Here is a 24,777-nt window from a genome sequence, read left to right as displayed (position 1 = left end):
GAAGCAATCCAGACTGCCTCTGCAGAAAGATCCTGGATTGCTTCGCTTCGCTCGCAATGACGAAGGAGAGAGTCCGAACGGACCCGACCTCACTTCATCAGCGGGATCGAGAACTCCGCGCCTTCCTTGACACCGGACGGCCAGCGCGAGGTGACGGTCTTGGTCTTGGTGTAGAAGCGGATCGAATCCGGACCGTGCTGGTTGAGGTCGCCGAAGCCGGACTTCTTCCAGCCGCCGAAGGTGTAGTAGGCGATCGGCACCGGGATCGGCACGTTGATGCCGACCATGCCGACATTGACCTTGGCCGCGAAGTCGCGCGCCGCGTCGCCATCGCGGGTGAAGATCGCGACGCCGTTGCCGTAATCATGCTCCGACGGCAGCGCCAGCGCCTCGGCGTAGTCCTTGGCGCGCACGACCGACAGCACCGGGCCGAAGATCTCCTCCTTGTAGATCCGCATGTCCTTGGTGACGTTGTCGAACAGACACCCGCCCATGTAGAAGCCGTTCTCGTAGCCCTGCATCTTGAAGCCGCGGCCGTCGACGGCGAGCGTCGCGCCTTCCTTGAGGCCAATATCGACATAATTCTTGACGCGCTCGACCGCCTCGCGGGTCACCAGCGGACCGAAATCGGCCGAGGGATCGACCGAGGTGCCGATCTTCAGGCTTTCAACGCGCGGGATCAGCTTCTCCATCAGCCGGTCGGCCGTGGTCTTGCCGACGGGCACGGCGACCGAGACCGCCATGCAGCGCTCGCCGGCCGAGCCGTAGCCGGCGCCGATCAGCGCATCGACCGCCTGGTCGAGATCGGCGTCCGGCATGATGATGGCGTGGTTCTTGGCGCCGCCGAAGCACTGGCAGCGCTTGGCGTGCGCAGCCGCGCGCTCATAGATGTACTGCGCGATCGGCGACGAGCCGACGAAGCCGATCGCCATGATGTCCGGATCCTCGAGGATGGCGTCGACCGCCTCCTTGTCGCCGTTGACGACGTTGAGGATGCCCGCCGGCAGCCCGGCCTCGATCATCAGCTCGGCGAGCTTCATCGGCACGCCCGGATCGCGCTCCGAGGGCTTGAGGATGAAGGCATTGCCGCAGGCGATGGCAGGGGCAAACTTCCACATCGGAATCATCGCCGGGAAATTGAACGGCGTGATGCCGGCAACGACACCGAGCGGCTGGCGCATCGAATAGATGTCGATGCCGGGGCCGGCTCCCTCAGTGTACTCGCCCTTCATCAGGTGCGGAATGCCGCAGGCGAACTCCGCGACCTCCAGGCCGCGCTGGATATCGCCCTTGGCGTCGGGGACGGTCTTACCATGCTCCCGCGCAAGCAGATCGGCGAGCTGGTCATAGTCGCGCTGGACGAGTTCGACGAACTTCATCATCACGCGGGCGCGGCGCTGCGGATTGGTCGCGGCCCAGGCCGGTTGCGCCGCCTTTGCGTTCTCGACAGCGGCACGGAGCTCGGCGCGAGAGGCCAGCGCGACCTTGGCCTGAACGTCGCCGGTCATGGGCTCGAAGACGTCGGCCGTCCGTCCAGACGTGCCCTTGACCTCTTTGCCGCCAATGAAATGACCGATCGAACGCATGGGGTATCCTCCGCAGGGGTAAGCAGTGCCGATTTGGCCGGCATCTTGCAGTCTTTGCGGCGTTTGGGAAGGGTCTAAGCGCTGCCCGGCGCTGCGAAAATGCCGCCCCTTCGCTCGGCCGGCACGATCACGGCAGACCCTGCAGCGTGGCGCGCTGCGTCCACCATCCGAGCCGCGACGGATCAGCGCTTCGCGGCTGCCGCCTTCTTCACGGGCCTTTTCGCGGGCGCCCGCGCAGGGGCCCTCCCCGCCGGCCCGCCGCCGCTGGCGACAGCCAGCGCCACCTCGCGCCCGGAGCTCAGGATTTCGTCTGACAATTCGCCGCTGCCCATGAGTCGCGCCATCACGAGCGTCCCCATCAGCGTCGCGAGCATCGCCGAAGCCCGCCTTCGCGCAGTCTTGGCCGGCACGTCGCTGATGTACTCGGCGAACAGGGCGATCAGCTCTTCCAGCTTCGCAGCAAAGGCCTTGCGGGTCTTTGCGCTCTCGCGGGCGATTTCCGCTCCAAGCGCAGGAACCGCGCAGCCGTGACCGACATCGTCGCGATGAGCCGCGGACAGATAGCCGTCGACGATGGCCGCGAGTCGCTTCTGCGGCGGCAGTTGGTCCAGCAGCTTGCGCCAATGCTCAATCGAACGGTCGATCGCATAACCGAACGCCTCCACGACCAGCGCCTCGCGCGAATCGAAATGCGCATAAAAGCCGCCATGAGTCAGCCCGGCCTCCTTCATCAGGTCGGCAACCCCGACACCGTGAGCACCACGCTCGCGCAGCCGCACCGATGCCTTGCGCACGATCCGCGCGTGGGTTTCCGCCTTGTGTTCCGGAGAGTAACGCATTGCCGTCCCATTGAATGTCTGCGGTCATACAATAACAGTTCTGCGTCCTGCTGACTGCAGCTATTTGATGAATTCGAGTTGATCTAAATCAACTTCGCTGGCCTGATTTATTCCCGGCACACTCTCCCTTGCCCAGGAACCCGACGAGGACAACCATGGACATGCTCAATTCCCACTGCGGCGTGAGTCGTGACGGCCGCGGCGTGGTCCGGCTGACGATCTGCAATGCCGGTCCGCTCAATATTCTCGGTTCGGCGGCGATTCTCGACATAGAAGCCGGCCTGCAATCGCTCGCCGCCGAAGCCGGCATTCGCGTTCTCGTTTTGGCCGGCGAAAGCGGGAAGAGCATGATCGGCGGCGCCGACATCAAGGAGATGGCGACGCTCGATCAGGCTTCGGCGGAAACGTTCATCTCGCGACTTGCCGGGCTCTGCGATGCGGTGCGAAATTTTCCTGCACCCGTGATTGCGCGGATGCCGGGGTGGTGTCTGGGTGGCGGATTGGAGGTCGCAACGGCCTGCGATATCCGTGTCGCGGCACCTGATGCCAAGTTCGGCATGCCCGAGGTTCGTGTCGGCATCCCCTCGGTCATTCATGCCGCGTTGCTGCCGCGTCTCATCGGCTGGGGCCGCACGCGCTGGCTGCTGATGACGGCCGAGACGATCGACGCGCCGACGGCGCTCGCCTGGGGCCTTGTCGATGCCGTCGCCACCGAGGGAGAGCTCGACATCGCGGTCGAGAAGGCCGTGGCATCCCTGCTCGCCTGCGGTCCCGAAGCGCTGCGGACTCAGAAGGCTCTGCTGCGGCAATGGGAGGAGCTGCCGCTGAAGGAGTCCGTCGAGATATCGATCGGCGCCTTCGGACGGTCGTTCCTGACCGACGAGCCGAAACGGCTGATGCAGCAGTTCATCGACCGCAAGCGATAGCAAGTTTCTCCAAGTCTCGTCTCGCGGATCCCGGCAGTGTCGCGCCAGCTTCACGACAAGTTCAGCGCGATTGCCGGGGTTTCCTTTTTCGCGATGTCATTATATGATGATCATCATCTTTTTTTAAGGGAGCCTGTCATGGCCTCGTCCGATCCCGTCGTGATCCTGTCCGCTGCCCGCACTCCACTCGGCCGCTTCATGGGCGAGTTGTCGCCGCTGAGTGCGCACAAGCTCGGTGCGCACGTGATCAAATCCGCGCTCGAACGCGCCGCCGTTTCGCCCGACGCGGTCACGGAGGTTGTCATGGGCAACGTGCTTCCTGCAGGTCAGGGCCAGGCTCCGGCGCGGCAGGCGGCACGGGGCGCCGGCCTGCCCGATGCCACGGGCGCCACCACCATCAACAAGGTCTGCGGCTCTGGAATGAAGGCCACGATGCTGGCGCACGATATCATCCAGGCCGGTTCTGCCGACCTCGTCGTGTCCGGTGGCATGGAAAGCATGAGCAACGCGCCGTATCTGCTGACCAAGGCGCGCGGCGGCTATCGCGCGGGCCACGATCGGATCCTCGATCACATGATGCTGGATGGCCTGGAGGACGCCTATGAGACCGGACGCTCGATGGGCGATTTTGGCGAGGCGACGGCCGAGGCCTATCAGTTCACCCGCGCCGATCAGGACGCCTACGCCGTCGAGACGCTGACGCGTGCGCGCAGGGCAGTCGAGAGCGGCGTGTTCAAGGCCGAGATCGCGCCGATCACGCTCGTCGAGAAATCCGGCGCACGCCTGGTCGTCAATGACGAGCATCCGCTCAAGGTCGATCCGGCGAAGATCCCGGCGCTGAAGCCGGCGTTCCGCAAGGACGGCACTATCACGCCCGCGGCGTCCTCTGCGAACGCGGATGGTGCCGCAGCGCTCGTGCTCGCCAAGCGCTCGCGTGCGGACCGTGACGGGCTGCCCATCATCGCGGAGATCAAGGGCCACGCCACGCACAGCCAGGAGCCGCAATGGTTCACGACCGCGCCGATTCCGGCGATCAGGAAGCTGCTCGACAAGGTCGGCTGGCGGGTGGAGGATGTCGACCTGTTCGAGATCAACGAGGCGTTTGCGATCGTCGCGATGGCCGCGCAGCGCGACCTTGGCATTGCGCGTGACCAGCTGAACGTCAACGGCGGCGCCTGCGCGCTGGGCCATCCCATCGGCGCCACCGGCGCGCGGCTGATCGTGACGCTGCTGCATGCGATGCAGGCCCGCGGACTAAAGCGCGGCGTGGCGTCGCTATGCATCGGCGGCGGCGAGGCGACTGCGATCGCCGTAGAGCGACCTTGATGTCCTGAAACGAGGGAACTTAGCCATTTATGTCGTTGAGGCGTCCTGGCAGAATGGCGCGAAATCCCCATCGAACTGAGAAGCACATGATCTCGAACCGGCTCGCGGCAGCACTCGAACGGCGCAATATCCATTATGGCTGGATCATGGTGGCCGTAACGTTCTTCACGGCCCTGGTATCGGCCGGCACGGTGGGAGCACCCGGCGTGTTCATCGTGCCGCTCCAGCAGGAGTTCGGCTGGAGCACCGCGGAGATCTCCTCGGCACTGTCGATCCGCTTCGTGCTGTTCGGGCTGATGGCCCCCTTCGCCGCCGCCCTGCTCAACCGCTACGGTCTGCGCAACATCACGCTTTTGGCCCAGTTGATCGTCGTGACCGCGCTGCTTTCGTCGTTGGCGATGACCCATGTCTGGCACCTCGTGCTGCTGTGGGGCGTCGTGATCGGCATCGGCACCGGCATGACCGCGCTGGTGCTGGGCGCCACCATCGCGACGCGCTGGTTCGTCGCGCGCCGCGGCCTCGTCGTCGGCATCCTCACCGCCAGCGTCGCCACCGGACAGCTGGTGTTCCTGCCGCTGCTCGCCAGCCTCACCGAGCGGCTCGGCTGGCGCGTCGCGCTCGGGCTCATCTGCGTCATGCTCGGCGTTTCCGCCACCGCCGTGCTGCTGCTGATGCGCGATCGCCCGAGCGATCTCGGCCTGCGTCCCTTCGGCGACAAGGGCACCGACCCGATCGCCGCACCCGCGCCCGTCACCACACCGATCCTCGCCGCCGCGCTCGGCACCCTCCGCGATGCGGCGCGCGCACCGGTGTTCTGGATGCTGTTCGCGACCTTCTTCATCTGTGGCGCCTCGACCAACGGCCTCGTCCAGGTGCATCTGATCCCGATGTGCCTCGACTTCGGCATTCCGCAGGTGCAGGCGGCGAGCCTGCTCGCCGCGATGGGCATGTTCGACTTCGTCGGCACGATCGTCTCGGGATGGCTGTCGGACCGGTACGACAATCGCTGGCTGTTGTTCTGGTACTACGGCTTGCGCGGGCTCTCGCTGCTGTTCCTTCCGTTCACCGACTTCTCTTTCTACGGCCTGTCGCTGTTCGCGATGTTCTACGGCCTCGACTGGATCGCCACCGTGCCGCCGACGGTGCGGCTGACCGCGCAGCGGTTTGGGGCCGAGCGGGCCAATCTGGTGTTCGGCTGGGTGTTCGCCGGACATCAGCTCGGCGCCGGCACCGCCGCGTTCGGCGCCGGCCTGTCGCGCACTCTGTTGCAGAGCTACCTGCCGGCGTTCTTCACGGCGGGGGCACTGTGCATCGTCGCCGCGCTCCTGGCGCTGGCGATCGCGCGGCAGGCGAAGCCCGCCGCGGCTTAACATCAGCGGCTCACGGCCGAGTCGTCATCGCCGTGGGCGGCCCGGGCGTGCGCAGCGGCTCGGCAAGGCGCGCAAACTCGCACAGCAGCGCGCGCGTCTTGCGCGGGTCGATGATCTCCTCGACCCAGAACTTCTCGGCCGAGCGGAACGGCGAGCGCAGCTTGTTCAGCCGATCCTCGATCTCCTTGAGCTTGGCTTTCGGGTCGGGCGCGGCGTCGATCTCGGCGCGATAGGCCGCCTCGATGCCGCCTTCGAGCGGCAGCGAGCCCCAATAGGCCGACGGCCAGGCGTAGCGGATCGAGAACCGGTCGGCTGGCTGATGCACGACACCGGCGACGCCGAAATTGTTGCGCACGATCACCGTGCACCACGGCACCGTCGACTGATTGACGGCGGCCATCGCGCGCACGCCATGGCGGATGGTCGCCGCCTTCTCCGCCTCGAGCCCGACCATGAAGCCGGGGCAATCCATCAGGTAGACGATCGGCAGATGGAAGGTCTCGGCGAAATCGACCCAGCGGATCACCTTCTGGCAGGCATCCGCGGTCCACGAGCCGCCATAGTGATAGGGATCGCTCGCCAGCACCATCACCGCGCGGCCTTCGAGACGCGCGAGGCCGATGATGATCGGACGGCCATAGTTCTGCGTCACCTCGAAGAACGAGCCGTTGTCGACGACGGACTCGATGATCGGCCGCATCTTGTAGACGCGCCGGCGATCCCGCGGCACCGCGCTGATGAGCTGCTCGTCGACGCGCTGCGGGTCATCGGTGCAGGGCAAGGTCGGCGGCAGCTCGTAGACCGACGATGGCAGGTAGGACAGGAAGCGCCGCGCGCAGGCGAACGCCTCCGCCTCGGTGTCCACCGCATGATCGACGCCGCCGGCGCGGGTCTGGATGTCGGCGCCACCGAGCTCCATCTTGCCGAGGTCCTGCCCCAGCCGCTTCACGACCGGCGGGCCGGCGACGAACATCGCCGACTGCTTGGTCATCACCGAGTAGTGGCTCGCCGCGAGCCGCGCCGCGCCTAGCCCTGCGACCGAGCCGAGGCCGAGCGCGACCACGGGCACCAGCGACATGTTCTCGGTCGTGTAGCGGTACCAGCGATTGCCGCCGATGCCGCCGGGCAGGTTGGCCGCGCCCTTGGTCTCGATCGTCTTGACCGAGCCGCCGCCGCCGGAGCCCTCGATGATGCGGATGACGGGCAGGCGGAAGTCGTGCGCCATCTCCTCCGCCATCAGCGGCTTGGCGGCGATCGATGCGTCGGCCGAGCCGCCGCGCACGGTGAAGTCATCCCCGACCACGACGACGGTGCGGCCGTCGATGCGGCCGCGCCCGAACACGCAATTGGCGGGCGTCACATGCGTGAGCTCGCCCTGCTCGTCATACTCGCCGATCCCTGAGACCGCGCCGATCTCGTGGAAGCTGCCGGGATCGACGACGCCGTCGATGCGCTCGCGAACGGTGAGGCGGCCCTGGTCGTGCTGACGCTTGACCTTGTCAGGCCCGCCCATCTCCCGCGCGAAGGCCTCGCGCCGGGCCAGTTCCTCGAGCTCCGGCTGCCAACTCATTCGTTCCCCCTGCCCCGGTGATGGTCTTGTTCTTATGGTTGGTCTTCGCGTTCACCTGGAGCGGCTTTCTGTCCATCCGGCTGTTGAAGACGTCGGCTTCCGCGCCCTGCAGCAGCGCGGCGATGCTGCGGCCGAGCTCGCGCATCGGCTGGGCGACCTCGTCGTGCAGCCGCTGCTCGTCGTACATCGCCGACAACAGGCCGATCGTGAGCACGACATAAGTCTGGTATTGCGGCGACCACAGCGGCAGCGCGACGCCATTGATGTGCGGACTCCACAGGCCGCAGGCTACGACGTAGCCATGCTCCTTGAGAAACTGTCTGTTGTGCTCGAGGCGTGGCCGCAGCAGCTTGGCCGCGTCCGGCATCTCGCGCTCCATCTCGGCCAGCAAGGCGTCGCCGACCTCCGGCTCGAGCGCGGCGACATAGGCATGACCGGCCGCGGTCGAGGCCATCGAGATGCGGCTGCCCGTGGTCTCATGCAGGCCGAGCGCATTCGCGGCGCGGCCGAACTCGAGATAGACGAGGTGGAAGCGGTCGGGAATGACGAAGCCGACGGTGCCGGGCAACTGCTCGGCGACGTCCTGCAGCCGCTGCCGGATCAGATTGCGCAACTGCAAGCCTCTGGTCATCGACGTGCTCATCGCCACGGCGCTCGGGCCGATGCGGTATTTCTGATCGCGCGGCAGGTAGACCAGCTGGCCCATGCGCGTCAGCGTGTGCGTCAGCCGCGACACCGTCGACCGCGGCAGGCCGCAGCGGTTGGAGATTTCGAGATTGCCGAGCCGCGCCTCGTGCCCCTCGAAACAGCGAAGCACGTCGAACGCCCGCGACACCACCTGAATGACCTCGCCCTCGCCGGCAAGATCTCCGGGCAGCATGCTGCTCCTGCTCAATCGCTCAGACCGTCGTCCCATGCGTTTCCCACCAATTCCGTCATGCGGAATGATATTCCGCTTATTGAACAAGCTAACCCAGCCGTTTTGCCGTCACAACAGTAGACCGTCTCTAAAAGCCGCCGTTCTTCAGCGTGTTGGCACAAGACTCGGCATCCTTAGACAACGGCCAGCGGCATGCGGGCGTGACGACCATCGCCGGTTCCAAAGCGCGGTACCGCAGCGCTGGCTTTCGATCGGCATCGTCCCCGCGCATGGCAACACGGAGCGGTCATCGCGCCCGCAAACCCGCTCAATCGGTGAGCAACGGCAACATTTGACCAGCGTTGCGACAAGTGTGGGCTGGCTGCGCCCTCGCGGCTGCGACATAACCAGCGCGAGACCTTGTTCCCGCCGAGCTTGCCATGACCATCCACCCGAGGCCGATCCGACATCCGCAGCATTGGGCGACGGCCGCGATGCCGCCGCTGCAGCGCTTCCTGTCGGCCTGCCATGCCGACTTCTGGCCTGACCACGACGGCGCGGTCGCGAACTACATTCCCGAGCTCGGTAAAGCCGACCCGACGCATTTCGGCATCAGCCTCGCCACGCTCGACGGCCATGTCTATGAGGTCGGCGACAGCCGCGTGCCGTTCACGATTCAATCGATGTCGAAACCGTTCGTGTTCGCGCTGGCGCTCGATACGCTCGGCTCCGACGAGGTCGAGCGCGTGATCGGCGTCGAGCCGTCGGGCGACCCCTTCAATTCGATCCGGCTCAATGCCGAGAACCACCCGTTCAATCCGATGGTCAATGCCGGCGCGATCGCCTGCAGCGGCCTGATCCGCAGGGCACGGCACGACGACGCCTTCGAGACCATCCGCGATGCGCTCGGCCGCTTCGCCGGCCGCAAGCTCGATGTCGACGACGCGGTGTTCGCATCGGAAGCCGCCACCGGTGATCGCAACCGCGCGATCGCCTATCTGCTGCGGACGTCCGACGTCATCAGGGAGCCTGTCGACGACGTGCTCGCGGTCTACTTCAGGCAATGCGCCGTGCTCGTCACAGCGCGCGACTGCGCGATCATGGCGGCCACGCTCGCCAATCGTGGCGTCAATCCGGTCACCGGCGAGCAGGTGGTGACGCCCTATGCCGTGTCGCGCACGCTGTCGGTGATGACCTCGTCGGGCATGTATGACTTCGCCGGCGAGTGGATCTACCGCGTCGGCATTCCCGCCAAGAGCGGCGTCGGCGGCGGCATCCTGGCAAGCCTGCCGGCACGGCTCGGGCTCGGCAGCTATTCGCCCAGGCTCGACGGTCACGGCAACAGCGTGCGCGGCATCAAGGTCTGCGAGGCGCTGTCGGCGCATTACGGCCTGCACATGCTGAACCGTTCCGACGATGCGCGCACCACGATCATCGCCGACTACGACATCGGCGCCAACCCGTCGCGACGCAGCCGCCGCGCTCAGGAGCGCAACATCCTCACCGCCCATCCCGACGCGGTGCGCGTGCTCGAGCTGGTCGGCACGCTGTCCCTTTCCAGCGTCGACTACGTCTCGCGCCAGCTTGCGGCGAGCACGCGACCGCAATTCGTCATCGTCGACCTCCACCGCGTCACCGCGATGACACAAGCAGGCCTGCGCCTGCTCTCCGAGCTGTTTCACGAGCTCGCCGACTTCCACGTCACCGTCGTGCTGTCGGGCATCCGCCGCAGCTCGCCGGAATGGCAGGAGATCGCGGCCCGTACCGGCGACAGCAAGAACGTGCGCGACTTCTACCTGCTCGACACCGCGATCGAATGGGCCGAGGACCAGATCGTCTATCGCTATGGCGGCGCCATCGATTTCCTCGAAACCACCGAGCTCGCCGAGCAGCCGCTGCTCGCGGGGCTCTCCGCGGACGAGCGCCATGAGCTCGCGGCACTGGCGATCATCCGGCACTATCGGCAGGGCGAACGCATCCTTGCGGCCGGCGATGCTGCGGCCTCGCTGTTCTTCCTGCGCTCCGGCGTCGTCCACGTCACCCTGCCCGACGGCATCCGGCTCGCGACGCTGACGGCAGGGCAATGCTTCGGCGAGATGGCACTGCTGGAGCCCGTGCGCTCCGCCGACGTCGTCGCGGATTTCTCGGCCACCGCTTTCGAGATCTCGCTGGTGGATTTCGAACGTTTCCGCGTGCGACATCCGAAAGCCGGCGAGCGGATCATGCGCAATCTGGCGCAGCTGTTGGCCGAGCGTCTGACTGTCGCCAATGCGCGGCTCAATTTGCTTGCGGCAGACTGATCTCAGTGCGTCGAAGTCCGTCATCGAAGTGTCGCACGCGGTCGAAGCAAACAATTACTCAAGGTTGCAATCCACAGTAACTAACGGCTTTCGGTCGATAATTCGCATCACTCGTATTTGTACGGGCTCGCCTAAACGTTACCGGGACTCGGTCGCAGGACAACCATAAGCGAGCCCAATTCACGCCGCATTACCCGACGATGTTCTGAACCGTCGATGAACGCCGAGTGGGGACTCGCGAAGCGAACGTCGAAGTGGGGTGTTCCGAGTAAAATTCCAGCCGACGTAGCGTGTGTATTTGCGCCACGGAGAGTCGTGTCCAGTGTCCAGGGAGGAACGGCATGAAGGAAGCCACTAAGAGGGCAACGTCGGAGGCACTCGCGCATATGCTGGCGGTGACGTCCATGATCGTCATCGCCAGCGTCCTGTTCTACGGGCGATGAAGGGCTGTCTGGAGGTTCTGCGTCGCAGTTTCTTCATCGCCCGTAGGTAGGAATGTGAGCTTGATTGCTCACGCGAACGACCGAGTAGAGTTGCGTTTGAGTTGGTGAGCGTAGCGTAACAGTTTTGCGTCAATCGCGCGGCGATCCGGGTCGGGACGAATTTGTCATGCGTATCGTCCCGCCTCGGCCGCCTGCGTTTGGCGTGTCCTGTCATAGCGCGGCGCTCCATCGTCATTTCGCCTTCCTGAAGTAAGGCACCGTGCCGCCTGCAAAGGCGACGAAGCGCGCTTCGACCGAATCGCCGATCGCAAGTTCGTGGTCGCCATGGGCCATCATGCGAAAGCCCTCACGCATATCCACCAGCACGATGTTGTAGGGCACATGCGCGCGCGTCTCCGGAGTCGCGGCCCGGCAGACCAATGATGCCGCATAGATAGCGCCTTCGCCCGTCGCCGCGTGATCGGTGAGCGCAAGCGAGCCGCAGGCCGCGCAGAAGTCGCGGCGGAAATACTGCAGGTGGGCGCAGCACGCGCAGCGCTGAAAGCGAATCGTTGCAACACCCCTGGTCCAGTCTGCCGATTCGCTCATCGCACCCGCTCCCAGAACATGCTGACATGCGACGACAGCACGCCGCCATCGCCGTGCAGCAAGGTCAGCGTGGCGTCGCCCACCTGACGGTGACCCGCCCGCTCCGTCATCTGCAGATGTGCCTCGCTGAGATGCGCCATCGCGCCGCCGACGCCGCAATGGCCATAGCTCAAGAGCCCGCCATGGGTGTTGAGAGGCACCACGCCGTCACGGCTGAAATTCCCGGCCCTGACCCGCGCCGCCGCCTCGCCGCGGCCGGCGAGCCCAAGGTCTTCGAGCAGCATGCACAGCGTGATCGTGAAGCTGTCATAGACCGCGGCGTAGTCGACGTCGGCGATCTCGACGCCTGCGGCCGCCTTGGCCTTTTTGATCGCGATTTCGGCACCGAGCTCGCTCAGGGCCGGCGCCGCCGTGACGTGCTGATGCGTGTGCGCCTGGGCGCAACCGCGCACGCGCACTGCTATCGCTCCGGTCGGCTCGCGGCTGATGATGATGGCGGCGCCGCCGTCGGAGACCGGACAGCAGTCGAGCAGCTTCAGCGGCCGCGCCACCGGCTTCGATGCCATGACGTCGGCCACCGTGATCGGCTCTTGGAACTGCGCGCCGGGATGATCCAGCGCATGCGTGCGCATCAGCACCGCGAATTCGGCGAGGTCCTCCTCGGTGACGCCGTATTCGTGCATGTAGCGCGACGCAACGAGGCCGTAATAGGCGGGGATCGTCGGCCCCAGCGGCAACTCGTAGTCGGGATGGCCGACCTGCGCCAGCGCCTGGATCGAGGCGTCGCGGCTCTGCCCGGTCAGGCGGTTCTCGCCGGCGACCACGAGCATGTGCTTGACCACGCCGGCCTCGACCAGGTGATGCGCCAGCATCACCATCGCGAGCCCGGTGGCGCCGCCGACCTGGACGGCGTGAGCATAGGACGGCGTGAGGCCGAAATGCTCGGCGAACACGGTCGCGAGCATGATGTGCGGCGACACCGTGGAATAGCCACACAGGATGCCGTCGATGTCGCGCCGCCTTAGCCCGGCATCATCGAGCGCCAGTTGCGCCGCCATGCTCATCAGGTCGAGCGAGGAGCGGCCGTCGTGCCGGCCGAAGGATGTCAGGCCAGTGCCGGTGATATAGGTCATCGCGCCATGCCCTCTGCCGTCATTCCGGGGCATCGCGCAGCGATGAACCCGGAATCTCGAGCTGAGAAACGAATGCGCAAAACAATCTCGAGATTCCGGGTTCGCGACTTCGTCGCGCCCCGGAATGACGGCCACACAACGAATCTTTGCTGGGTACCCCCCTCCCTGCCCTTCCCCCACAAGGGGGGAGGGAATGCAGGCAGCGTTCGTCCCTGACAGCTGAATGGTTCATCATCTCAATACCGGCTCGTCCCACTACGACATCTCAATACGACTTGGGCAGGCCGAGGACCTTCTCGGCGATGAAGGACAAAATCAGTTGCGGGCTGATCGGGGCGATGCGGGGGATCAGGGATTCGCGCAGGTAACGCTCGACGTGATACTCGCGCGCGTAGCCGAAGCCGCCATGGGTCATCACCGCCTGCTCGCAGGCGTGAAAGCCGGCCTCTGCCGCGAGATATTTCGCGGCGTTGGCGGCCGGGCCGCACGCCATGCCCTGGTCATATTGCCAGCCGGCCTGCAGCACCATCAGCCAGGCGGCTTCCAGCTCCATCCAGTTCTTCGCCAGGGGATGCTGGATGCCCTGGTTCTGACCGATCGGGCGGTTGAACACGTTGCGCGTCCGCGCATAGGCGCTCGCACGTGACAGCGCGAGATGACCGAGCCCGACGGCTTCGGCGGCAATCAGGATGCGCTCGGGGTTCATCCCATGCAGAATGTAGTCGAAGCCCCGCCCCTCCTCGCCCAGGCGGTCCTCGACCGGGATCTCGACATCCTCGAAGAACAGCTCGTTGGAGTCGACCGGCTTGCGGCCCATCTTCTCGATCTCGTGCACCTTGATCCGGCTGCGATCGAAATCCGTGTAGAACAGGCTGAGCCCATGGGTCGGGCGCTTCACCTCCTCCAAGGGCGTCGTTCGCGCCAGCAGCAGAATCTTCTCGGCGACCTGCGCGGTCGAGATCCACACCTTCTGGCCGTTGACGATGTAGCGGTCGCCCTTGCGCACGGCGCGCGTCTTGAGCTGGGTGGTGTTGAGGCCAGTGTTCGGCTCGGTCACCGCGAAGCAGGCCTTCTCGCTGCCATCGACGATGCCCGGCAGCATCCGCGCGCACTGCTCTTTAGTCCCGAACACGACGACCGGATTGAGCCCGAACACGTTCATGTGGATCGCCGAGGCACCGGACATGCCGGCGCCGGATTCGGCGATAGTGCGCATCATGATCGCAGCATCGAGAATGCCGAGGCTGGAGCCGCCATACTCCTCGGGGATGCAGATGCCGAGCCAGCCGGCATCTGCCAGCGCCTTGTGGAAGTCGAAGGGGAAGCCGCCCTCCTTGTCCTTCTTCAGCCAGTAGGCGTCGTCGAAATCAGCGCAGATTCTTGCCACCGCGTCGCGGATCGATTCCTGGTTGGCGGAGAGCGCGAAATCCATCGTCTCACTCCCTGGCTGGCGCCGGCGTCGTCACGCCGTCGCGGATCATGGCATCGATCTCCTCGTCCGAGAAACCAAGCTCGCGCAAAATCTGCGCGCCATGCTCGTTCGGCCGCGCCGCCAGAAGCTGCGGCTCGGCCTTGGTCTCGGACCAGGTCGCGGAGACGCGGGTGCTGCGGATCGGACCTTCGGTCGGATGTTCGACCACGGGAAAGAAATCGGTCGCCACGAGGTGCGGATCGTTCAGCAGGCTTTCGAGATCGTGCATCGGCATGACCGGAATATCGGCGTCGTCCAGCAGATCGGTCCATTCGGCCGTGGTGCGGGTCTGGAAGATGCGCGCGAGCTCGGCATAGACGAAATCGATGTTGGCGGCACGTCTGGCAAAGCTGTTGAACCTGTCATCCCCGCGCAGGTCGGTGCGGCCGGACGCCGTGAAGAATGCGTCCCATTGCTTGTCGTTGTAGACGATCACGCAGATATGGCCGTCGGCGGTCTTGTAGGGCCGGCGGTCGGGCGACAAATGCCGCGCATAGCCGCCCTTGTCGAGCGGCGGCTCGTAGGTGAGCCCGCCCATGTGGTCGCCCATGATGAAGGCCGACATGGTCTCGAACATCGGCACGTCGAGACGTTGGCCGCGCCCGGTGCGGTCGCGATGCACGAGGCTGGCGCAGATGGCGCCGACCGCGGTCAGGCCGACGATGCGGTCGACCAGCGCATTGGGTACATAGCGCGGGGTGCCGTCACCGGCGACCGCCATCAGGTGCGACAGCGCCGCCCCACCCTGGATCAGGTCGTCATAGGCGGGCTTGGCCGCATAGGGACCGTCCTGGCCGAAGCCGAACACGCCGGCATAGATCAGCCGCGGATTGAGCGCGGAGACGACGTCATAGCCGAGGTTCAGCCGCGCCATCGCCTGCGGCCGGATGTTGTAGAGCAGCACGTCGGCATCCTTGACCATGCGCAGCGCGGCCTCGCGTCCCCTGGGCTTCTTGAGGTCGAGGCAGATCACGCGCTTGCTGCGGTTGGTGTTGAGGAACACCGGGCCCATGCCGGGATGGTGCCAGGGGCCGATCTTGCGGGTGACGTCTCCTTCCGGCGATTCCACCTTGATGACATCTGCGCCGTAGTCGCCGAGCGTCTGGGCAGCATACGGCCCCATCAGCACGGTGGTCATGTCGATGACCTTGATGCCCGCAAGCGGTCCCATCGTGGCGTCGGCTCCCTCGATCCTTGTTGTCGCCAGAGCTAACGGCACCTGATGTTCCCTAGCAAGCGGACCTGCGGGTATGGGGCCATGCGTCTGATCCCCCGCCGCAACATTCCGTGTCGCGGATCACGGACGAGGACCGCTGCGCTGCACCAGATGTTCCCTGCAGCGAGCTGCATTCTAGGATTCCATTTCGACGTTCAGGTGTGTCAGCATGCCGGTCCAACATCCAGAACACACACGAGGGAGAACGCTCTCATGACGCTCTATCAGGGCAAATGCTTCTGCGGCACGGTCGAGATCGAGGCCGACGGCGAGCCGGAGGCAATGGGCTATTGCCATTGTTCGTCGTGCCGGTCCTGGTCGGCCGGCCCGGTCAACGCCTTCACCCTGTGGAAGCCACAGAGCGTGCGGGTGACAAAGGGCGCCGATGCGATCGGCACCTACCACAAGACCGACATGAGCTACCGCAAGTACTGCACCAAGTGTGGCGGACATCTGATGACCGATCACCCGCCGCTCGGCATGATCGACGTCTATGCCGCGACGATTCCGACGCTGAAGTTCACGCCCGGCGTGCACGTCAACTACGCGGAAACGGTGCTGCCCATCAGGGACGGCCTGCCGAAGCTGAAGGATTTCCCGGCCGAGTTCGGCGGCTCCGGCGAGATGATGCCGGAGTAAGGCAAGGTCTGCTTCCAGCAACCACGCGAGCATCAGGGGCCTCGCGACAGGATCTGTCCGAGCTGTGCTGATCGAAGCCGCCCCCTTCGAAACAGAGGGCGCAGGGAAGGCCGGGTGCCGACTGGCACCCGTGGCCCCCGTGCGAAAGAAAGCACGGGGAGAGAACCACAGGTTCAGCCGGACCGACCCGGCCTTCCCTGCGCGATGGTTTTCACGCTTACTTCGCGATCTCCTCGGTGCACCGGCTTTTGGCCACCGTCGCCGTTGGGATCATCATGCCCCTTAGGCTTGGCATCAGCGTCGGGATGCCGGGACCACGCGACTTCACGTCCGCGCCATGCCGTTCGTCCGCGCAGACAAGCTACGCTGCGACACGTCGCGGCCACCGCCTCCCTGCCTCAACGTTCGTGACGATCGCGAAGCGCCCCTCGTGGCGAAGCAGGATGGCGGGAGTGAAACATATTTTCTGTAAAAACGAAACATGAATATTTTTCGCACGGGGACTGGACAGGGCAAATCAGTCTGAAGGCACAAGCGAAATTCGCCGCTCGACGCAGCCATAGGCCCGAAGCCCGGATGAGCGAAGCGATATCCGGGGTCACACGAGCTGTGCGAATGAACCCGGGTGTCGCTTCGCTCACCCGGGGCTGCGCGTTCTACGCCTGGATCTGCACCCCCTCCGCCGTCCGCTCCGGCGCCAGCTCGGGGGCGGCGTCGGGTGGCCTCGTATCCAATTCCTCGATCATGCCGCGCGCGATCTCGCGCTCGCCCATGATGACCTTGTCGGCGCCCAGCGACTTGAGATGATCGACCTCGGCATCGGAATGCGCCCGCGCCACGATGTGCAGCGCCGGATTGGCGGCGCGCGCCTGCTCGACGATCTGTCCGGCCTCGAACGCCTCGGGGATGGCGATGACGAGCGCGTGCGCCAGGGCCGGATTGGTCGCGCGCAGCACGTTGCTGCGGGCGGCGTTGCCTGTGATGGTCTCGACGCCGGCGCCTTTCAGTTGCTTCGGGATGTCCTCCGACGTCTCCACCACAAGGAACGGATGCCCGCGCTGCTGCAGCGCCTCGCCGACGAGGCGTCCGACGCGGCCATAGCCGACGATGATCGTGTGCTCGGTCAGTTGCGTCACCGGGATCTCGGCCGGCGGTGTTGCGGCCGGCGTCGAGGCATCGGCGCGGCGGCGCTCCAGCCGCGGCAGCAGCCAATCGAGCGCGGCGAACATCAGCGGATTGAGCATGATCGAGATGATGGCGCCGGCCAGGATCAGGTCGCGGCCCGCTTTCGGCAGCAGGTTCGAGGCGCCGCCGATCTCGGCGAGAATGAAGGAGAACTCGCCGATCTGGGCGAGGCTTGCGGAGATCGTCAGCGCCGTCGACGTGGGATGGCGGAATGCGATCACGATCAGGAACGCGGCGACCGACTTGCCGAACAGGATGATGAACAGGGTGGCGAGCAGCGGCCAGGGCTCGCGGATGACGCTTCCCGGATCGAACAGCATGCCGGCGGAGACGAAGAACAGCACCGCGAAGGCATCGCGCAGCGGCAGCGACTCCTGCGCGGCGCGCTGGCTCAGCGGCGACTCGCCGAGCATCATGCCGGCGAAGAAGGCGCCGAGCGCGAGCGACACGCCGAACAGTTTTGTCGATCCGAAGGCGACGCCGAGCGCGATCGCGAGCACGGCGAGGCGGAACAGCTCGCGCGAGCCGGTGTGGGCGATGTAGTGCAGGATCCACGGGATCAAGCGGCGGCCGACCAGCAGCATCACCGCCATGAACGCGCCGATCTTGACGAAGGTCAGCAGCAGCACGCCGGTCAGCCCGAGGCCGAAGCGGGCGGCGAGCGGATCGGCGGCGGCGACGTCGCCATTGCCGTTCTGCAGGCTGGCAAAGGCCGGGATCAGCACCAGCGCCAGCACCATCGCGAGATCCTCGACGATCAGCCAGCCGACCGCGATGCGGCCACGCTCGGTGTCCATCAGCCGGCGCTCCTGCATCGCGCGCAGCAGCACCACGGTGCTGGCGACCGAGAGCGCGAGACCGAACACGAGCCCCCCGCCGATCGACCAGCCCATCGCCCAGTTCAAGGCCATGCCCATCAGGGTCGCCACCGTGATCTGCACGATCGCGCCGGGCACGGCGATGGCGCGCACCGACATCAGGTCCTTGAGCGAGAAATGCAGGCCGACGCCGAACATCAGGAGAATGATGCCGAGCTCGGCCAGTTCGGTCGCCAGCGCCTGGTCGGCGACGAAGCCCGGCGTGAATGGACCGACGGCAACGCCGGCGAGGAGGTAGCCGACCAGCGGCGGGAACCGGAACCGCTGCGCGAGCGCTCCGAAGACGAAGGCCAGTCCAAGGCCGGCGACGATGGTCGCGATGAGGGGTGTGTCGTGCGGCATCTCAACTTGTTGCACAGGAGGCGCAGCGATGCACCGCGACCAATTGTGGCAGAGTTCCGCAACGCGCATGGGGATGGTGCACGGATGGCTGCGGAAATCGGTGGTGAATGGCGTGATCAGTTCCGTATGATCTGAAGCGAGCCATCACGGGGTGCCCTGTCCCAATGCCCGCCGATCTCGTCCAGACCTTTCGCGCTTTCGCCTATAACAATGCATGGGCCAATCACCGGCTGCTGACCGCCTGCGGCCAGCTCAGCGCCGAGGATTTCGCCGCCGAGCGCACGGGCTTTTTCCCGAGCCTGCAGCGGACGCTGAACCACATCTACATCATCGATCTGTTCTACATCGATGCGCTGGAAGGCGGCTGGCTCGGCCCGATGGCGTGGCAGAACGAGGTGCCGTTCCCGCGCCTGGCCGATCTTGCGAAGGCGCAGAGCGCGATGGACCGCCGCCTGATCGCGTTCTGCGAGGCGCTGACACCGGCGCGGCTCGACGTGAACGTACGCATCAACCGCGAGAGCCGCGTGCAGAACGAGCGCTGCGACCGCCTCCTGCTGCATCTGTTCCAGCACGACATCCACCACCGCGGCCAGGCGCATGCGATGCTGTCGAGCACGTCGGTGAAGCCGCCGCAGCTGGATGAGTTCTTTCCGGCGGATGACGCCTCGTTCCGGACGAAGGATTTTGCCGAGCTCGGCTTCAGCGAGGAAAAGGTCTGGAAGCCGTAGCCCGGATGAGCGCAGCGACATCCGGGGTCACACGAGCTGTCGCGATGGACCCGGATATCGCTGCGCTCATCCGGGCTACCAGAATGGCACCCTGGGGTGGGCAAAGGCGCTGCCGCGCTCTCTCCACGCATGCGCTCGCAATGGCGCCGTGCCCACCATCCTGCTGATGCGCACGCCGCCCGACGGTGGGCACGCTGCCGCCTTCGGCGGCCGCTTTGCCCACCCTACCGCATCTCGCTCTTGGCCCACATCTCGCGTGGCAGCCGGTACATCACCTGCCGGCGCAGCGGACTGTCCGCCTCGACCCGCGGATGATCGAAATCGGACGCTTCGTCGCGGATCATGCCGAGCTTGCGCATGACGTTCTGCGAGGCGTGATTGGCCGGCGCGGCATAGGCGATGATCTCATCAAGGCCGAGCTCATCGAAGCCGAACGCGAGCGACGCGCGCGCTGCCTCCGTCGCGATCCCCTGCCCCCAGGCCGCGCGCGCCAGCCGCCAGCCGATCTCGACCGCCGGCGTGAACGGCGCGTCGAAGGTGACGCGGAACAGACCGGTGGCGCCGAGGAAAGTGCCGGTGGCGCGGTCTTCGACCACCCAGAAGCCGAAGCCGTGCGCGGCCTGATGGGCGATCTGGAAATCGATCCACCGGTCCGAGTCCTGCCGCGTTGGCAGCGCGCGGAGGAATTGCATCACGGCCGGATCGGCGGACATCGCCGCGAACGGCGCCCGGTCCTCGTCGCGCCACTCGCGCAAGGTCAGACGTTCGGTGGAGATGATCATGATAGGCAATCGGACCAGCGAATGACAAAGAGCTTCCGCATCGCGGAAGCTCTCCTGTATCACCGTCATTGCGAGGAGCGCAGCGACGACGCAATCCAGGGCAGCATGCTCGGCCCTGGATTGCGTCGCTTCGCTCGCAATGACGGAGTATGGACCTCGCCTACTTCGCCGGCTCCAGGATCGAGACGTAGTTCGCGACCGCCGCACCGCCCATGTTGAAGATGCCGCCGAGCTTGGCGTTGGGCAGCTGCATGCCCTCGGGCGCCGTGCCGGTGAGCTGCATGGCGGTCATGACGTGCATGGAGACGCCGGTGGCGCCGATCGGGTGGCCCTTGGCCTTGAGGCCGCCGGACGGATTGACCGGCAGCTTGCCGTCCTTGAGCGTCCAGCCTTCCTTGATGGCGCGGGCGCCCTGCCCTTTCGGGGTCAGGCCCATCGCTTCGTACTCAATCAGCTCGGCGACGGTGAAGCAGTCATGGGTCTCGACGAAGGAGAGATCGGACAGCGTGACGCCCGCCTTCTCCAGCGCGCGCTGCCAGGCGACGGTGCAGCCCTCGAAGGCGAGGATGTCGCGCTTGGACATCGGCAGGAAATCCTGCGCGTGCGCGGTGGCGCGGACATTGACCGCCTTGGCGAACGACTTCGCGGTCTCGCTGTCGGCCAGCACCAGCGCGGCGGCGCCGTCGGACACCAGCGAGCAGTCGGTGCGCTTCAGGGGGCCGGCAACATAGGGGTTCTTCTCGCTCTCGGAGCGGCAGAACTCGAACCCGAAATCCTTGCGCATCTGCGCATAGGGGTTGGCGACGCCGTTCTTGTGGTTCTTGGCTGCGATCAGCGCCAGCGCGTCGGACTGGTCGCCGTATTTCTGGAAGTAGCCCTGCGCGATCTTGCCGAACACGCCGGCGAAGCCGCCGACGGTGTCGCCATCCTCCGGCAGGTACGAGGCCTTGAGCAGGTTCTTGCCGATCTCCGGGCCCGGCGTGCGCGTCATCTGCTCGACGCCCACGACCAGCACGATTTTCGCGGCGCCGGCAGCGATGGCACGGATGCCCTGGTGCACGGCAGCCGAGCCCGTGGCGCAGGCGTTCTCGACCCGCGTCGCCGGCTTGAAGCGCAGCGCCGGGTCGGCCTGCAGCACCAGCGACGCCGTGAAGTCCTGGGGCGAGAAGCCGGCGTTGAAATGGCCGAGCACGATCTCGTCGACGTCACCGGCCGAGATGCCGGCATCTGCGATCGCCTCGTTGGCGACCTTGACGACGAGGCTCTCGACGGTCTCGGCGTCGAACTTTCCGAACGGCGTATGCGCCCATCCGACAATGCTGGCGGTCATGATCTCTCTCCCGAATGTCTCCCTCTCCCAAAATGGCGCTTCGCGCCATTCAGGTCCAGGGCCTGGCGTTCTCAGGCCACGAACTTACCACCGAGTTCGTCCTCGATGTGAATCCGGATGATGTCGTCGAAGGTCTTTTCTTCCGTGGTGAAGCCGAGTTCGCGGGCCCGCTTGGCCTCGAAATTCCGCGGCCAGCCGTTGACGATGCCGATGATGAAGGGATCGGGAACCCGCTTGATGCGAGCCGCGACGTTGTCACCAGCGACGCGCCGGAGCGCGGCAATCTGCTCGCCCACCGTCGCCGACAGGCCGGGCATGGTGAGGTTGCGGCGCGGGCCGATCCGCGCGGTGTCCATAGTCGCGGCATGCAGGAGGAAGCCGACAGCGGAGCGCGGCGTCGCGTGCCAGTGCCGGACGTCCTCAGACACCGGCAGCACGGCCTCCTTGCCGGCCAAGGGCTCGCGCAGGATGTTGGAGAAGAAGCCGGAGGCGGCCTTGTTGGGCGCGCCGGGGCGGATGCAGATGGTCGGCAGACGAATGCCGACGCCGTCGAAGAAGCCGCGGCGGCTGTAATCGGCCAGCAGCAGCTCGCCGATCGCCTTCTGGGTGCCGTAGCTGAGCAGCGGCGCATTGACGAACTCGTCGCCGATGGCGTCGGGGAACGGCGCACCGAACACCGCGATCGACGAGGTGAAGACCAGCCGCGGCTTGTAGCCGTCGCCGATCAGCCTGACGGCGTCGAACAGCATCCGCGTGCCGTCGAGATTGATGCGGTAGCCCTTGTCGAAATCGAGCTCGGCCTCGCCCGAGACGATCGCGGCGAGGTGGAAGATCACGTCGGGGCGCGCGGCGACCAGCTTCTCGGCAAAGCCCGGGACAGCGAAATCGCCGGCGATGGTCTCGACCGCGATGGACGTGTCGGGCTTGGCCGGGGCCACGATGTCCTGCAGCGTCATGCGGGTGATGGCGGCCTCGCCGAGGCGGCCGTCGCGCACGAGCCGCTCGACCAGCTTGCGTCCGACCATGCCGGCGGCGCCGAGAACGAGAATATGCAAGGGAATGCTCCTTCAAAATGTAGGGTGGGCAAAGGCGCATAGCGCCGTGCCCACCGCAGCACCGGGTGATGCCGGACGACGGTGGGCACGCTTCGCTTTGCCCACCCTACGAAAACTGGTCGTCATTGCGAGGAGCGAAGCGACGAAGCAATCCAGAGTCTTCTCCATAGCTCTGGATTGCTTCGCTGCGCTCGCAATGACGGAACACGCGAATCTCGCCTACTCCTTCACCGCGCCGGTCATCGCCGACACATAATGCTCGACGAAGAAGGCGTAAAGGATCACCAGCGGCAGCGAGCCGACCAGGGCGCCGGCCATCAGCGATCCCCATTTGTAGATGTCGCCGTCGACGAACTCGTTGACGATCGCGACCGGCACCGTCTTGTTCGGCGTCGACTGCAGGAAGGTCAGGGCATAGATGAACTCGTTCCAGCACAGCGTGAACGAGAAGATGAAGGCCGAGATCAGGCCGGGCACCGCGAGCGGCACCACGATCTTGACCAGGATCTGCCAGCGGCTGGCGCCGTCGATCAGGGCGCACTCCTCGAGCTCGAACGGGATCGTCTTGAAGTAGCCCATCAAGAGCCAGGTCGAGAACGGGATGAGAAGCGTCGGATAGACCAGGATCAAGGACAGCGGCGAGTCGAACAAGCCGTAGGCCTGGATCACCGAGGCCAGCGGGATGAACAGGATCGACGGCGGCACCAGATAGGCGAAGAAGATCAGCACGCCGACGGTGTCGGCGCCCTTGAAGCGCAACCGAACGATCGCGTAGGCCGCGAGCACGGAGGCGAAGATCGACAGCGTGGTCGCGCCGACCGCGACATACATCGTGTTCCAGAGCCAGCGCGGATACTGCGTCTCGAACAGCAGCTTGGAGATGTGCTTGAAGGTCGGATGCACCACCCAGAACGGATTGTACTTCTCCATGTCGATCAGTTGCTCGTCGGGTTTGATCGACGTCAGCCCCATCCAGTAGAACGGGAACAGCAGCACCACGAGGATGATGAACAGCGGCAGATACAGCGTGATCAGCCGGCGCGGCAGCGACTCCAGGTAGCTCATGCCCTCGGATTCGTCGGAGCCGGCCGTGGTGGGCGCCTTGGCGTGCAGCGTGGTGTCGGTCATTGGTCGGATCCTTGCTGCCATTTGCGCCGTTGCATGCCGAACCAGGAGATCGCGATCGCCGCCATCAGGAACGGGATCATGGCGGTCGCGATCGCGGCGCCCTCGCCGAGCCGTCCGGAGATGATGCCGCGCTGATAGCTTAGCGTCGCCATCAGGTGGGTGGCGTTGACGGGGCCGCCACGGGTGAGTGCCCAGATCAGCTGGAAGTCGGTAAAGGTGAACAGCACCGAGAAGGTCATGACGACTGCGATGATCGGCGTCAGCAGCGGATAGGTGATGAAGCGGAAGCGCTGCCAACTGGTGGCGCCGTCGAGCGTGGCGGCCTCATAGAGCGAGGGTGACACGGTCTGCAGGCCGGCCAGCAAGGTGATGGCGACGAACGGCACGCCGCGCCAGATGTTGGCGATGATGACGGAGGCACGCGCCCAGTTGGTGTCACCGAGAAAGTTGATGTTCTGAGTGATGACCCCGAGCTTGATCAGCGACCAGGAGATGATCGAGAATTGCGAATCGTAGATCCACCAGAACGCGATCGCCGACAGCACGGTCGGCACGATGAAGGGGATCAACACGATGGCGCGGATCATGGCCTTGAACGGCATGTGCCGGTTCAGCAGCAGCGCGAGATACAGGCCGATCGCGAATTTGATGGCGCTTGCCACGATCGTGTAGAGCAGCGTGTTGAACACCGACAGCCAGAAGATCGAGTCGTCCCACAGCCATTCATAGTTCTCGACCCCGACGAAGACGCCGGTGCGGCCGATCTTCTCGTCGGTGAAGCTCATCCAGACGCCGAGCCCCAGCGGATAGGCCAGGAACAGGATCAGGAAGGCCGCCGCGGGCAACATGAACCACAGCGCGATGACGTTGCGGTTGGTCTTGATGCGCACCCATGCCGAGGGCTCGCCGACGGCGGCGCCTCGCGGCAACGAGGTCTGAATGGTACTCATGGGTCGAGCAGCTCCCTTCGAACCGTAGGGTGGGCAAAGCGTAGCGTGCCCACCGGCGTTCGGGACGGATAGAAAAGTCGTTCCGTCATTGCGAGCGAAGCGAAGCAATCCAGGGCCGAGCAAAGAGACTGGA

The 24,777-nt window shown here is 65.5% G+C and carries 20 protein-coding genes; 6 read left to right on the top strand and 14 right to left on the bottom strand.

The annotated features are described in order from the left end of the window. Positions 1-89: 89 nt before the first annotated feature. Both QX124_RS16100 and QX124_RS16095 read right to left on the bottom strand, forming a co-directional pair. On the bottom strand, positions 90-1,586 hold the full coding sequence (locus QX124_RS16100; RefSeq protein ID WP_315739156.1) for a CoA-acylating methylmalonate-semialdehyde dehydrogenase: 1,497 nt from the start codon (positions 1,584-1,586) through the stop codon (positions 90-92). Positions 1,587-1,768: 182 nt separating this feature from the next. Beyond that, positions 1,769-2,425, bottom strand: coding sequence for a TetR/AcrR family transcriptional regulator (locus tag QX124_RS16095; RefSeq protein ID WP_315739155.1), 657 nt, complete (start codon positions 2,423-2,425; stop codon positions 1,769-1,771). A 155-nt stretch (positions 2,426-2,580) separates the two neighbouring features. Here QX124_RS16095 and QX124_RS16090 point away from each other — a divergent pair, with 155 nt between their 5' ends. The 3 genes from QX124_RS16090 to QX124_RS16080 all read left to right on the top strand — a co-directional run bounded on the left by QX124_RS16090 (position 2,581) and on the right by QX124_RS16080 (position 6,047). After that, on the top strand, positions 2,581-3,351 hold the full coding sequence (locus QX124_RS16090) for an enoyl-CoA hydratase (RefSeq protein ID WP_315797680.1): 771 nt from the start codon (positions 2,581-2,583) through the stop codon (positions 3,349-3,351). Between the two features lie 138 nt (positions 3,352-3,489). Next, positions 3,490-4,677, top strand: coding sequence for an acetyl-CoA C-acyltransferase (locus QX124_RS16085; RefSeq protein WP_315797679.1), 1,188 nt, complete (start codon positions 3,490-3,492; stop codon positions 4,675-4,677). An 86-nt stretch (positions 4,678-4,763) separates the two neighbouring features. After that, positions 4,764-6,047, top strand: coding sequence for an MFS transporter (locus QX124_RS16080; protein ID WP_315739152.1), 1,284 nt, complete (start codon positions 4,764-4,766; stop codon positions 6,045-6,047). Positions 6,048-6,057: 10 nt separating this feature from the next. Here QX124_RS16080 and QX124_RS16075 read toward each other — a convergent pair whose 3' ends face one another. Further along, positions 6,058-7,617, bottom strand: a complete 1,560-nt coding sequence (locus QX124_RS16075) for an acyl-CoA carboxylase subunit beta (RefSeq protein WP_315797678.1) — start codon at positions 7,615-7,617, stop codon at positions 6,058-6,060. After that, a complete protein-coding gene (locus QX124_RS16070; protein ID WP_315739150.1) occupies positions 7,547-8,533 on the bottom strand; it encodes an IclR family transcriptional regulator in 987 nt (328 codons plus the stop codon). The genes QX124_RS16075 and QX124_RS16070 overlap by 71 nt, the downstream gene beginning before the upstream one ends. Before the next feature lie 383 nt (positions 8,534-8,916). Here QX124_RS16070 and glsA point away from each other — a divergent pair, with 383 nt between their 5' ends. Then, positions 8,917-10,776 (top strand): glutaminase A, encoded by a 1,860-nt coding sequence (gene glsA / locus QX124_RS16065; protein WP_315797677.1) that lies wholly within the window; start codon positions 8,917-8,919, stop codon positions 10,774-10,776. 674 nt (positions 10,777-11,450) lie between these two features. On the opposite strand, the gene QX124_RS16060 is transcribed toward glsA, so the two are convergent. The 4 genes from QX124_RS16060 to QX124_RS16045 all read right to left on the bottom strand — a co-directional run bounded on the left by QX124_RS16060 (position 11,451) and on the right by QX124_RS16045 (position 15,582). Continuing rightward, positions 11,451-11,807: a Zn-ribbon domain-containing OB-fold protein gene (locus QX124_RS16060; protein ID WP_315797676.1), complete on the bottom strand. Its 357-nt coding sequence runs from the start codon at positions 11,805-11,807 to the stop codon at positions 11,451-11,453. Next, on the bottom strand, positions 11,804-12,940 hold the full coding sequence (locus tag QX124_RS16055) for a thiolase family protein (RefSeq protein ID WP_315797675.1): 1,137 nt from the start codon (positions 12,938-12,940) through the stop codon (positions 11,804-11,806). The genes QX124_RS16060 and QX124_RS16055 overlap by 4 nt, the downstream gene beginning before the upstream one ends. A 265-nt stretch (positions 12,941-13,205) precedes the next feature. Further along, positions 13,206-14,372, bottom strand: coding sequence for an acyl-CoA dehydrogenase family protein (locus QX124_RS16050; RefSeq protein ID WP_315797674.1), 1,167 nt, complete (start codon positions 14,370-14,372; stop codon positions 13,206-13,208). 4 nt (positions 14,373-14,376) lie between these two features. Beyond that, positions 14,377-15,582: a CoA transferase gene (locus QX124_RS16045; protein WP_315797673.1), complete on the bottom strand. Its 1,206-nt coding sequence runs from the start codon at positions 15,580-15,582 to the stop codon at positions 14,377-14,379. Between the two features lie 258 nt (positions 15,583-15,840). Between QX124_RS16045 and QX124_RS16040 the strand changes: the two genes are divergently transcribed. Beyond that, a complete protein-coding gene (locus QX124_RS16040; RefSeq protein WP_315739144.1) occupies positions 15,841-16,266 on the top strand; it encodes a GFA family protein in 426 nt (141 codons plus the stop codon). A gap of 656 nt (positions 16,267-16,922) precedes the next feature. On the opposite strand, the gene ybaL is transcribed toward QX124_RS16040, so the two are convergent. After that, positions 16,923-18,671 carry a YbaL family putative K(+) efflux transporter gene (gene ybaL, locus QX124_RS16035; protein ID WP_315797672.1) on the bottom strand — a complete coding sequence of 583 codons (1,749 nt, stop codon included), beginning with the start codon at positions 18,669-18,671 and terminating at the stop codon, positions 16,923-16,925. Between the two features lie 164 nt (positions 18,672-18,835). Here ybaL and QX124_RS16030 point away from each other — a divergent pair, with 164 nt between their 5' ends. Beyond that, on the top strand, positions 18,836-19,399 hold the full coding sequence (locus tag QX124_RS16030) for a DinB family protein (protein ID WP_315739713.1): 564 nt from the start codon (positions 18,836-18,838) through the stop codon (positions 19,397-19,399). 224 nt (positions 19,400-19,623) lie between these two features. On the opposite strand, the gene QX124_RS16025 is transcribed toward QX124_RS16030, so the two are convergent. From QX124_RS16025 to QX124_RS16005, 5 genes are all read right to left on the bottom strand, one after another. Then, on the bottom strand, positions 19,624-20,181 hold the full coding sequence (locus tag QX124_RS16025) for a GNAT family N-acetyltransferase (RefSeq protein WP_315739711.1): 558 nt from the start codon (positions 20,179-20,181) through the stop codon (positions 19,624-19,626). Positions 20,182-20,341: 160 nt separating this feature from the next. Further along, entirely contained in the window at positions 20,342-21,511 is a 1,170-nt protein-coding gene (locus tag QX124_RS16020; protein ID WP_315770907.1) for an acetyl-CoA acetyltransferase, read from the bottom strand. Between the two features lie 71 nt (positions 21,512-21,582). Beyond that, positions 21,583-22,566, bottom strand: coding sequence for a D-erythronate dehydrogenase (gene denD / locus QX124_RS16015; protein ID WP_315797671.1), 984 nt, complete (start codon positions 22,564-22,566; stop codon positions 21,583-21,585). Positions 22,567-22,785: 219 nt separating this feature from the next. Further along, on the bottom strand, positions 22,786-23,694 hold the full coding sequence (locus tag QX124_RS16010; RefSeq protein ID WP_315739708.1) for a carbohydrate ABC transporter permease: 909 nt from the start codon (positions 23,692-23,694) through the stop codon (positions 22,786-22,788). After that, positions 23,691-24,644, bottom strand: a complete 954-nt coding sequence (locus QX124_RS16005) for a sugar ABC transporter permease (protein WP_315739707.1) — start codon at positions 24,642-24,644, stop codon at positions 23,691-23,693. Before QX124_RS16005 ends, QX124_RS16010 begins: the two co-directional genes overlap by 4 nt. Between the last annotated feature and the right edge of the window lie 133 nt (positions 24,645-24,777).

The sequence above is a fragment of the Bradyrhizobium sp. SZCCHNRI3043 genome, assembly GCF_032377735.1.
Taxonomy (GTDB): Bacteria; Pseudomonadota; Alphaproteobacteria; order Rhizobiales; family Xanthobacteraceae; genus Bradyrhizobium.
The sequence above is the reverse complement of the archived record's forward strand: the minus strand, read 5'-3'. Positions and strand labels throughout refer to the sequence as shown.